The following is an 11875-nucleotide window of genomic DNA, read 5'->3' as shown; positions in this document are numbered from 1 at the left end:
TACTGTTTTTTCGTGTCTGAATTACTTACCGGAGGTGGTGGTACACTTCCGGTATTCATTTTTTCCAGACATGTGTGGTTCGGTCTGTTTTTACATCATATTTTTTCGGTTTGGTTTATATTTGGTTGATTGATAATCAGGTTGCGGCCTTCTATACCGAAAGAAAGGTTACTTACGTCTTTAAGCATATCGAGCACTTCGCTTAACTTAGCCTTTCTGCTTACATGTCCTGTAATATGGATTTCGGGTATTTTCCTTTTGTAAACGAGTTTTAAATCGTACCACCTGCTTATTTCAGTCAAAACGGGCTCTATTGCATCATTACTGAAATAGAAATCGCCTTTACACCAGGCCACGGCTTTGTCTACATCGCCTTTTGTAACTGCAATATTTTGCTGATCGGATAACGCCTGTTTACCGGGAATAAGCATGTTGCTGCTTTTAGCATTACTCACCCTAACCGATCCTTCTAAGAGTGTGGTTTTTGCGGTTTGGTTATAGGCCGAGATGTTAAAATGGGTACCTAAAACCTCAACTTCCGATTCGTTAAGTTTAACTTTGAACGGACGGGCAGCATCTTTGGCCACTTCGAAATAGGCTTCGCCCTTTAAACTCACTATTCGTTCATTGCTGGTAAAACTAACCGGGAATTCCAGTTCAGACATGGCGTTCAACATTACTTTTGAACCGTCAGGTAAGGTTACTTTGTATGTTCCGGCTTTAGGTACAATAAGTGTATTGTATTTTGCAGCTGCAAGTGCATTGGTGGCCGACTGTCCGTAACTGATTTCACCCTGATTACTCACAATGGTGGTTCCTTTTTCGTCGCCAATTACCTGCTTTTCTTTATCCAATGCTATTTGAGTACCATCCGAAAGAATCAGCTTAGCAGTTTGCGTACCCGGTAAAACGTCATTTTTATAGGTTTTGGTGATATCAGGAATAATCCCAGGGTCAGGCTTATTTAAATTGAAATAGAAAATAGAAACGCCAATAACTGCAATTAAAATAGCCGCATATTTGAGCCATGCATACCGGTTTTTACGCTGAACAACCTGGGTTGCCTGAAAACGGCTATTAACCTTGCGCCAGGCCTGATCTACATCCACACTATCCATATTGGCCAGACGCGCTGCCGTGGGGCCGGCAGCACGGTAAGCTTCCAATAATTTATACCTTTTTTCATCTGCTGCCAAAAGCGACTTTAACCGCTCCTCCTCTTCCGGGGTTAAGGTACAGCGCAGGTATCCTGAAATTAATTCGGCTAATTCAAAGTCTTCTTCTTTCATCGTTTATATTGGCTATAGAACTAAGAAACCTGAAGCGTAAAAAAGGATGGAAAATATTTTAAAAAAATTAATGATGGAGATACATGGCCACAAAAAGGGCCATTGCAGCCTTGCCAAGGTGTATTTTCATTAAAGATAAGGCACGTTTTTTCTGGCTTTTAACCGTGTTGATGCTAATATTCATCAGTTTGGCAATTTCGCTGTTGCTCAATCCTTCTAAATAACCATACCTGATTACCATGGCACATCCGGGCGGGAGGGCATTGATCTGGTCATAAATCTCAGCAATAATCTCGGTATGGATAATGCCCTCCAGAATCTGGGGATCGGAATAAATATCCAGCGGATTGTTTTTATGATAAACATCAACCACATTATTGTGCCTGATTTTATTTAAACAGGCATTTTTTACGGTGGTGTATAAAAATGATTTTATCGCGTTGAAATTAGCGGCGATACTTTCCTGCTGCTCTAAATAAACCACGAAAGCATCCTGTGCCACATCTTCAGCCAGTTCTTTATCCTTTAAGAGGTAATACGCAAAATCGTATAAACGCCGGTAAAGCTTTTTAAAAAGCTGCTCTGGTTGCAAAACATCAACAACATCTTCGCCGTTTTTACTGAACATGCTTATCTATTATGGGATAGTTAAATTGGTTGATACAAAAAATGGAATGGGATATAAATAAGGGATTTCCGCCGGTATGGTATTTAGTTAATGCATTTGGTCACAGCAAATTTATAAGAATTACGGTAAGATCAAAATGAACGGAAGGATTTAAGTTAAAGACCGGGGGCGGGAGGTTAAGCGGAAAGACTAAAGCAGAAAGCTGAAAGACCAAAGCTTGGATGCCCTTAAATGTCTGAGGTGGTAAAAAGACCGAAGTCGGAAAGTCGGAGGTCCGAAGATTAAGCGCAAAGACCAAAGCTGAAAGCTTGAATGTTCTTAAATGTCTGAGGTGGTTAAAAAGACCGAAGTCGGAAAGTCGGAGATCCGAAGATTAAGCGGAAAGACTAAAGCGAAAAGCTGAGATGCTCTTAAATGTCTTAGGTGGTAAAAAGACTAAAGTGGAAAGACCAAAGCTTAGATGCCCTTAAATGTCTGAGGTGGTGAAAAAGACCGAAGTCGGAAAGTCGGAGATCCAAAGACTAAAGCTGAAAGACCAAAGCTGAAAGCTTAGATGCCCTTAAATGTCTGTGGTGGTGAAAAAGACTACGGTAAATAAGAGACCCTGAAACGAGTTCAGGGTGACGATCGGTGTTAAAGCCACAGATAAACAGATTTTGCTTAATTGCCTTCAATTAATCTGTAAACCTGTGGCTAAAAATATTATTTACTATTGCGGGTAACTTTAATGTTTCTTTTACTAATAAAAGGTACTATTTCTTTACCCGGAGCAATAGCACTTTGTTCAACATAATTTAACTGTGCAGGCGAAGCCCCTACCCAATTGCTTTTTCGGCCTTCAATGTGTATGGTGCCTGATGCAGGGTTAATGGTTAACATGGTAAATAAGGCATCCTGGTAAGGGCAGGTGTAGGCTATCCATTCGTGTTTTTTGTGAATTTCTTCCGGATAGCTATTGTGCTTATATTTTCCACCAACCCAGAAATACGAGGCTGAGTTAATGTGCACATAGTTGATGTTTTTAATCAAAACGTGGCTATCTATGTGCGTATGCCCGTTTATAGCCACTAAAATCTTATCGGCAGCAGCACTTAATATTTCCTGTATCTCCGCAGCATTATCTACTGCCAGTTCGCCGGCCAATGGCTGGTGACTCACCACAACGATGGGTTTATTGATTTCTTTTAATTGCTGCTGCAACCAGAGTTTCTGCTCATCATTAATGTACGATGGGTAGCCGCTTTTACGTGTAGGCGATCCTTTATCGTTACCATCTAAAACAATAAAACGCACACCATTAACCTCTTTGGTGTAATATCTGGCCGGCATTTTATAATATTCGAGACATTGGGCTTTGGTATGACCGTTATCGGTATCGTGATTGCCAATAACGTGTAAAGCTGTTGGGTGAGCATTGTTAAAACGATCTATCAGCGGCTTATTTTTATCGTTGGGGTAGGCAAAATCACCCATTTGCATAATAAAATCGGGATTACTTTTCCTGACATCTGCTAAAAAGGCTTCGAGACGCTCTGCACCATCGTGCATGATATCGTGGTGCAAATCGGTAATCAGGCCTGCCTTAACCGTTTTCGCTTTAGCGGGGAACATCCCCAAAACGGTATCGGGAATCTGCAAAACAATGCCTGTGGCCACAATGCCGTTAATAAAGCTTCTTCTGTTGATCTTCTTCATAATTGATAAAGCTGAAATTTAGCAAAAGGCCAAATCCGGTATGGGTTCTGACCTTTTACTGTTAATTAAGGTGCTACTGATAATATAATTGTCCAGTCGCGCACAACTCCGTTGGCTGATGTTACGCGGTATATAAATTTCCCTTTCGAAAAATCGGCAATTACGCCAGCAGCCGGTGCACCATCTACCGGTTCTATTTTCTGGGCAAAATGGGTAAACCTGATACCCATTTTGGTTAGATCAGTTCCTTTGGCTGCCACGATGGTAACCATTGCATTGTTTTTATCTACCACATTGGTGGGGGTGGTAATTCCGGTATTCTGATAACCCGATACCGGATCGGCATAGCCGAGCTGATTGGTTACTACGGTATATTTAAAAAGTACCACACCGGTAATATAGGCCTGATCGCCCCAAACCGTATCATCAAGTCCTACTCTTGGTTTTAAACAGGCTGTTGTGCTTATCGAAAAGATAAACAGCAATATGATTATCCATTTATTAGCTTTCATAATTTTGAATTTTTTCGTAATCATTAAATGTTTTTATCTCCAGCCAGGGTTTTGATCGAGTTTTGCCCCTTTGGTCTGGTATAACCTGATCTCCTGCAGCGGAACCCCGGCCAGGTAATCTCTCGTTGGTTCGATAAAGAACCCTCGGCCACCCGGTCTGAAATCGGCTATTTTGAATAGAGGATTAATCCGGCCATCAGGGAAACGATCTACGTTACTGCCCGGGGTTAAATTCAGCACCGTTTCGCTTAACGTATACCCGTCAGCGCGGATCTGGCTATATTTACTGGCGTCGCTCCCCATATCCAAGGCTACCTGGGCTGGTGTGCGGTTATAATAATCTAAAAACTCTTGTAATAAAGCACCTTTGGGCTGATACCCGTTAATCACCTTCTCAAATACGGCCCATCTCTTCAGGTCGTCCAAACGGAAGCCCTCCAGAGCGAACTCTACACTGCGCTCCCTCCTGATTTCATTAACCAGTGGCGTTTCGCTCAGATCAAATCCCAGGTCCTCACGATATACAAATCCCGAGCCTGCATTAATGGTCATCGGAATCATCCCTACCCTGCTCCTGATTACGTTCACAGTTTTATCCAGATCAGCCTGATTAAGCGTACCTAAAATGGCTTTTGCCTCAGCCAGTGCCAATAAAGGTTCTTCATAACGCATTAATACATCATCGGTTTCCCCTTTTCTGTATTCCTGGGCAAGAACAGCACCTTTAAAATTCCGGTAACCGGTTGAGGTAAAGCCCTCGGTATAGGAACCTGCAGGCGCAATAATGGGGTACCTGAAAGGTGTACCATCGCCGCCACGTCCAGGCAGCTTGTTAAACGGCCCCCGGTCTGAAGTCCATACTGTTTGTTTAAAGCGGGGGTCGAGGGTGTTGCTTAAGGTACTGAGTGTACCGGTTGCACCCTGCTGGCTACCATCGGTTTTCAGGTACATATCTACCAGGTGGTCGGTAATGGAAGGGCCAAGATCGATGATCTTCCAGAAAAAGTTATGACTTTCTGTAAGTTTGGAAGCATCATATACTTTATAAAGGATTACGCCATCAGTAGCAGCTGCATCCTTTTGGGCAAACAGCTGATTATAAGCCAAAGATTTATCGCCCTGATTGGTAAATATCTTATTGCCATAGCGGCTGATTAACATATTTGCCGCCGGCTCAACCATGGCCAGAAATTCGGCCCCGTTTTTACCCTGCACGGCAAAGGGTGAGTTTTTTCTGCCATGATAGCGTTCCCAGGTACCTTCGTAAAGGGCTACCCTGGTTTTTAACACCAATGCAGCATCTTTGGTAACCCTTCCGGCTATGCCGCCCTCAGCTTCGCCTTTCCAGTTGAGTTTGGCAATGGCGGAATCGAGATCTTTAATAATCTGACTGGCCACTTCATAACGCGAAGCCCGCGGTTTATAAAGTTCTGCCGCATCGGTTTCCTTTAAAATATCGGTAACAATAGGTACTCCTCCAAAATTTCTTAACAGGGCAAAATAATCCCAGGCCCTGAAAAAATAGCCTTCACCAATGTAATGTCTGGTTGAAGCATTTTTCTGTGCATTTAACAAGGCATAATGCAGGAAATAATTATCGCTCCTAATTGCCGTATAACCATTATTCCAGGTGGTACTGGTTTCGGGCGCAACTGAGTTTGAGGTTAACATGTTTAAACCTGCGGTTACGGTTGTCTGATTAATCATAACATCAGAATTGGCATCTAAACTGGTATTGGCAATATTGCCCAATGCCGTATACTGGGGAGCCAGTTTGGGGTAAAAACCATTTGCATAGGTTTGTAGGTCGGCAGCCGTACGAAAAAGATTATCGGGCCCGGTAGAAATTAAAGGTTCTTTATTTAAAAAATCCTTTTTACAGGAACTGAGTGCCAAAAGCAGTATCATGCCTGTGTACGCAAAGCATTTTATTTTATTGATGAACAGTTTCATGTGTTTAATTTTTAAATACATTTTATGAGCTTTATTAGCGGGTTACAGCCCTACCTTAATACCAAATGAATAATAGCGCAAAGGCGGATAGCCACTTGTGCTGTTACTAAACAGACCAGAGAGGTTACTCAAAAATTCGGGGTCGTATTTGATAAAGGATTTCGAATAAATGAATCCGAGGTTCTCACCACTGGCATAAATATTTACATTCTTTAAACGGGCTTTGGCTACCCATTTCTGAGGCAGGTCATAACCAATGGTGATATTCCTGATGCGCAGGTGCGAAAGATCAAGTGAGTACCTGTCTGTAGCCAAACCACTACCTGTATTTAGTGCAGGGAAAAAAGCATCGCGATTATTTGTATTCCAGTAGCCCAGCTGACTGCTTTCTTTAAATACCGGTGTTCCGAAATAGGCAATACTGCTACCTGCGTTTGTACCCCATACGTATAACGAGCTGGTGTATATTTTCCATTGCATTACCCCTTCAAACACGGCCGACACACTAAAATTGTTCCAGGTAAAAGATGGTACAATAGAATAGCTTTTGCGTGGATAGTTAAAGCCATCTCTCACCACATCGCCCATGCTGTACCAAAAATTTCCGTTACCGGCATTGATATACCCATCGCCGTTAAGGTCCTGATACTGCAGGTAACCCGGATAATTGTACGTTCCGGTAAGCGTTCGACCGTTTAAATCGTTGATATTTTGTGCAATACCTGCTGATTTATATACAAAGTTCTGCCCAAAAAGCTCTCCCGGTGTCCATGCGCCGCTTCTTAAACCCGAAGCGTTACTGCTATACTGGGTAACATAGCCAATATAATCGCTCATATTCAGTCTGATATCGTAGGTAAATGGTTTCGATGCCAGGGTAAATTTATCGTTCCAGCCAATACTCAACTCCCAGCCACGGGTTTCTGAAACAGAATTGTTTTGCGCCGGAGCTCCGGTTCCCAATACGGCTGATACCGGATCTGGCGGGCCAATCTGATCTTTCACCCTGCGCTGATACCAATCGTAGCTGATGTTAAGTCTTTGTTTTAACGCCGTAATATCGATACCAAAATCGAGCACGGTTGGCTTAGCCCAGGTTTGTGTAGCACTTATTAAGCCGGGTGGGGTAAATACGTTTGAATAATTTCCGCCCAAAAGTGTGGTTTTGCTTACTGATGCACCAAGTACAGCTACAGGGTAGTAATTGCTTGCACCTACTGAAGTAAGATCGCCTGAGCTAGACCATGATACCCTTGGTTTAAATTCGCTAACCCAGTTTTTCAGGGGCCAAAAGTTTTCTTTGGCTGCATTCCAGGCTCCGGAAACCGAAGGAAAAAATCCCCAGCGGGCATCGGCGGCAAAGCGCGAACTGGCATCTCTCCTGCCTGCAAATTTAACCAGGTATTTCTCTTTAAAATCGTAGGTAAATACGCCATAGTAGCCTAAGGTTGCCCATTCATACAAATTATCATCGGCCAGTGGGTTATTGGCTGCAAACCTGAGCGCTTCAACCTCGTTTGGCGCATATAAATCTGTTTTGCTACCTGTAAGCGATTCGAACGCATTTTTTTCAATTTGCATACCAACCTGTGCCAAAAGATTATGACCACCTTCGAAACTTCTTTTATACTGGCCGCTAAACTTGGCAAACTGGTAATTAAGCATGCTGCTCGATTTAGTAATGGCACTCGAATTGGCCGAACGGTTATTTTGAACCATCGTTCCATCCGGCAATTCGGTATAGGCAATCTTATCCACTTTTGAATAAAAAGAATTACTTAAACGCAGGCTATAATCGCCGTTCAGCTCGAAATACTTAAACGGACGTACGGTAGCCCCCCCGGTAAGTACCACATCGTTTCTTCTGTTTTTAATTAAACCACCTTCGCCCAGTATGCCCGATGCACCTAAAATCCAGGAATAGGCATTGCCTGAGGGCACCCTTAAAGGTGTAGCAAAATACTGGGTCATGCTGCCAAATATGTCACCATAGTTGGCAATTAAATTTCCGCTTGGCCCATCTGTTGCGGCTCCATTGCGGTAATTTGCGCCTTGGTTTTCCTGCCGCACCAAACTTACATCTGTTCTTAGATCCAGCCATTCAGCCGCTTTATAATTTAACTTGGTTTGGAAATTCTGGCGGCTATTGTAGTTAAAATCGCCCTTAAACAAACCTTTCCCACCATTGTATCCAACACTGGTAAAATATTGTAACCGGTCTGTTCCCCCGCTTAAACTTAAGTTATGTTGCTGGCTAATGTCTGATTTGTTTAAATAAGCATCGTATAATTTGGTAGTAGCAAAAGATTGTTCCCTCGTCCAGTACTTAAAGCTGGCATCGGCAGTTGGAAACTGGCCATTTTCAATATACGACTGAGCCTTATCTCCAAACCGGGTGCGCAATTCGTCAAAAGCAGGGTTGTTCCAGTCCTTCTGCAGCCAGGCCTCCATTCTTGCAATCGTTATGGCATCTACCCCCTCTGTACCAGTTCCGGCAGGCTGACCGTTTTTTTGCGCCATGTTAATGTAGCGGGCCCATTCGGGCGATTCGGGTTGGGTGGGAAACAAGGCTATTTTTCCAATCCGGATATTATTGGAATAACTTACGGTAGCCTTTCCTGATTTACCGCTTTTGGTGGTAATTAGCAATACACCATAAGGTGCCCTTGAACCGTAAATTGCCGAGGATGCACCATCTTTCAGGAGCGAAACCGATTCTACATCATTGGGGTTAACATCCTGCATCGGTCTTTCAACCCCATCAATCAATACCAATGGCCCACCCGATGTGCCGAAGCCTGTAAAGCCCCTGATATTGATGCTGGGAACACTTTCCGGCGCGCCACTGGGCATTTTAATATTTAAGCCGGGTGCTAATCCAACCAAACCATCGGCAAGGGTCCTTAAAGGCCTGTTTTCTATTTTTTTGGCATCGATAGTAGAAATGGCATCGGTAAGGCTGTTTCTTTTTACTTTACCGTAAGCTGTTATTACTACATCATTAAGCGTTTCCTGGCTTGGGCTGAGCAAAATGGGTCCATTTATGCTCCCGGCCAAAACTTCTTTACTCTGGTATCCAATAAAGGAAATAACCAAAATGGCTTCTTTATTGGCAACATCGATGCTAAAACTGCCATTACCATTGGTTTGTGTTACATTTTTAGTGCCCTTTTCGGTAATACTTGCCCCCGGTATGGGCTGTCCTTTTTCATCAACCACTTTACCGGTAATTTTTTCGACCGGCCGGTTAAAGGAAACGGGCAAATCAGGCTTAACTGCTTTTTCTTTAAGCAATACCGTTTTATCGCTAACCTGATAATCAATCGGCTGGTCTTTAAAACAGATTTCGAGCACTTCCTGCAACGAAGCATCTTTAACATTGATGGTTACTGATTTGGCTGCCTTTAATACCTTCTTGTTATAAAAAAAATCGTAGTTACTTTGGTTTCGGATTTCATCGATAATGGACGTTAACGGAGCATTAACCTTACGCAGGGTAATTTTTTGTGCGAAAGTAGCCGCACTTACCTGCATGATGGTTATTATCAATAAAAATGTGGTTATCTTCATCACCAGCAGAATTTTATAAAATGCATGGCGGTTACCTCCATACTTCTTATGTAAGTTTAAATTCATAAATTTGAATGTTGGGTTTTGATTTAATACGAGATTTAAATTTTATTCCGGCATACCGGAATGGGTAAACTCAACGTCCGGTCGAAGGTGTTAGCGCACCTTTGACCATCCTTTTGGTTTACAGACCTGCATTTGTTATTTCATTACAATTACCCTCCTTCCTTCAATCTTAAAATGCACATCGCCATCAAATTCTATAATTTTCAATAAGGAAGATATATTTTTAGCCCGCGAAACTTTACCCGCGTAAACAACAGCCGGATCGGGTTCAAACTGGTAAACCACTTCTACATTGTACCATTTGGCTACTTTGGTCATAATGGCCTCCAGGTTTTCATCAAACTTAAAATACCCGTTTTTCCAGGCTACGACCTCTTCCACATCGATGGCTTTGGTTACCGCCATGTTGCCACCGCTAACCTGTGCCTGCTCGCCCGGCACAAGCATATTGGTTTGCTTACCTGCAGAAACTTTTACTGCTCCTTCCAGTAAGGTGGTTTTCATCAGTTTTTCGTCGGGATAGGCCGTAATATTGAAATGTGTGCCGAGTACTTCTACGGTTTGATTAAGACTATGCACCTTAAAGGGCATTTTTGGATTATGTGCAACCTCAAAATAGGCTTCACCTGAGATTTTTACATTTCTTTCTTTACCGGTAAAGTGTAAAGGATAGGTGATACTGGATAATGCGTTAAGCCAAACTTTAGACCGATCGGGTAAAATAACCTGCCATTGCCCGCCAGCCGGCACTTCTATGGTGTTAAATTCGGGCTGGCTACCCGAAACCGTTTCACTTGCAATGCTTTCATACACCAATTGTCCATCGGCTGTTTTAGAAATCCTGATGCCAGACTGACTGGCCACCTGGCCGTTGTTTAAAGCCGCCAGGTTTATTTTTTTGCCATTGGCCAATGTTAACGTTGCTGTATTGCTGCCCGGTGCTATATCGTTTGCTACCGCCAGTTGTTTTTGAACTGTTCTCTGTCGGCCTAAACCAAAATAGAGGCCGGTTGCGACCACTAAAAGCAAAGTTGCTGCAATGCCTAGTATCTTTACTTTTTGATAAGCCCTGAGTTTTACCACAGGCACTGCTTCCTGCCGGATACCTGCCTTCACATTCCGCAACATTTTTTGCATGGTTTCGCGCTGTTCATCGGCCGACAGCTGATCTGTATATCCGCTATTGGCCGACTGACTTTCGTACCACTGGTCAATTTCCCGGATTTCGGCAGCAGTGGCCTCTCCGTTTTTGAACTTAGTCAGAAGATCAAGCAGGTGCTTGTCGAACGCTTTTTGATTGTTGCTCATATAAATGTATTCGAAGCAAAAGCAAAAAGGTTCTACTGTGCGTGTTATTTTTTTAAAAAAAATTTTAAATAAGGGGTTACAAGCCCATCAGCTTCACACAAAAGAAGAGAAAGATCAGTATTAAAAAGGTTTTGCTGCCCTTAAGTTCTTCGCGCAGGAAAAACATGGCCTTGTGCAGGTGTTTTTTTACTGTACTAACTGAAATCGCGCTACGGTGGGCAATTTCCTTGTGTGAGAGTTCTTCGAAGCGGAACATGATAAATACTTCGCGGCATTTTTGCGGTAATTTCTGGCAGGCTGAGAGCACGCTCAGTTTAAATTCCTTAATGGCCAGTTCCTCATCAACAGCTTGTGGATCAACCTGCGTTTCGGCAATAAGATTATCGATATGTTTATAATGCAATTGCTGCAAGCGGTACATATCAATCACTTTATATTTTAGTGCGGTTTTAAGATAGGCTGCTAAAGAAGATTTAGGTTCAATTTCGTTGCGCCGAAGGTACAGGTTTACAAATACTTCCTGCACTACTTCTTCTGCATCTTCCCGCGAGCGTAAACGCTGGTAAGCAGCATTTAATAAACATTCCCAATACCGGTGGTAAATTGCAACAAATGCTTCTTCATTACCGTGTTTTAACAGGGCAAGTAAATCTGCATCCATAAGTTTATTAAGCTGTTCCATTAATTATTACTACTATTTCTTACCGGGTTATCCAAATTAAAGGGTAAAGCATATATTTGTTTAGTAAAATTAAACTTTGTTTATTAATAAGCAAATAACTTCATGTTAATTTTTAGTTATTAAAATTGATTCACAGGTTTCGACCTTTATACAAAGCCTTAATAAACAAAAA

General features: G+C 42.5%; 8 protein-coding genes. All 8 read right to left on the bottom strand.

The genetic code is table 11. The annotated features are described in order from the left end of the window. Positions 1–95: 95 nt before the first annotated feature. A complete protein-coding gene (locus tag OC25_RS11050; protein WP_039475708.1) occupies positions 96–1289 on the bottom strand; it encodes a FecR family protein in 1194 nt (397 codons plus the stop codon). A 67-nt stretch (positions 1290–1356) separates the two neighbouring features. Continuing rightward, positions 1357–1917 carry an RNA polymerase sigma-70 factor gene (locus OC25_RS11045; RefSeq protein ID WP_052266144.1) on the bottom strand — a complete coding sequence of 187 codons (561 nt, stop codon included), beginning with the start codon at positions 1915–1917 and terminating at the stop codon, positions 1357–1359. Between the two features lie 702 nt (positions 1918–2619). After that, complete coding sequence (locus tag OC25_RS11040) at positions 2620–3612, bottom strand: metallophosphoesterase family protein (protein WP_039475705.1); 993 nt, start codon at positions 3610–3612, stop codon at positions 2620–2622. Positions 3613–3677: 65 nt separating this feature from the next. Next, entirely contained in the window at positions 3678–4124 is a 447-nt protein-coding gene (locus tag OC25_RS11035) for a DUF5018-related domain-containing protein (protein ID WP_039475701.1), read from the bottom strand. A gap of 33 nt (positions 4125–4157) precedes the next feature. Next, positions 4158–6077: a RagB/SusD family nutrient uptake outer membrane protein gene (locus OC25_RS11030; RefSeq protein ID WP_167335388.1), complete on the bottom strand. Its 1920-nt coding sequence runs from the start codon at positions 6075–6077 to the stop codon at positions 4158–4160. Between the two features lie 42 nt (positions 6078–6119). Further along, entirely contained in the window at positions 6120–9713 is a 3594-nt protein-coding gene (locus tag OC25_RS11025; RefSeq protein WP_039475694.1) for a SusC/RagA family TonB-linked outer membrane protein, read from the bottom strand. Between the two features lie 135 nt (positions 9714–9848). Then, entirely contained in the window at positions 9849–11021 is a 1173-nt protein-coding gene (locus tag OC25_RS11020) for a FecR family protein (protein WP_039475689.1), read from the bottom strand. 76 nt (positions 11022–11097) lie between these two features. Further along, on the bottom strand, positions 11098–11682 hold the full coding sequence (locus OC25_RS11015) for an RNA polymerase sigma factor (RefSeq protein WP_167335387.1): 585 nt from the start codon (positions 11680–11682) through the stop codon (positions 11098–11100). Positions 11683–11875: the final 193 nt, after the last annotated feature.

Source organism: Pedobacter kyungheensis (genome assembly GCF_000812965.1).
Classification (GTDB): Bacteria; Bacteroidota; Bacteroidia; order Sphingobacteriales; family Sphingobacteriaceae; genus Pedobacter; species Pedobacter kyungheensis.
The sequence above is the reverse complement of the archived record's forward strand: the minus strand, read 5'-3'. Positions and strand labels throughout refer to the sequence as shown.